Source organism: Mesorhizobium sp. M2E.F.Ca.ET.219.01.1.1 (assembly GCF_004016445.2).
In the GTDB taxonomy this organism is placed as follows: domain Bacteria; phylum Pseudomonadota; class Alphaproteobacteria; order Rhizobiales; family Rhizobiaceae; genus Mesorhizobium.
Genome location: NZ_SADT02000287.1, coordinates 1 through 283, shown reverse-complemented (window position 1 = coordinate 283; position 283 = coordinate 1). Strand labels below are relative to the sequence as shown.

The window sequence follows — 283 nt, the reverse complement described above, 5'->3', positions numbered from 1 at the left end:
AGCGTCTTGGCGGCGACGATCAGCGCCACCACGCCGGCCAGGATGCCGGCGGCGACTGCATAGAGGAACGTCAGCGACGCAGCGGCCAAAGAGAAGCTGCCGGTCAGCGCCGCCGCGACGGCGAAGCGGAACATGACGAGGCCGGACGCGTCGTTGAGCAGCGACTCGCCCTCCAGTATGTGCATCAGCCGCGCCGGAACCACGTTCCTGTCGACGATCGAGGACACGGCGACCGCATCGGTCGGCGACAGCACGGCGGCGAGCGCGAAGGCGACGACCAGCG

General features: G+C 69.6%; 1 protein-coding gene. It reads right to left on the bottom strand.

Annotated features, from left to right (window positions below; translation table 11 throughout):
• On the bottom strand, positions 1 to 283 hold a 283-nt coding region (locus tag EN862_RS35865), incomplete at both ends, for a cation:proton antiporter (RefSeq protein ID WP_193771657.1).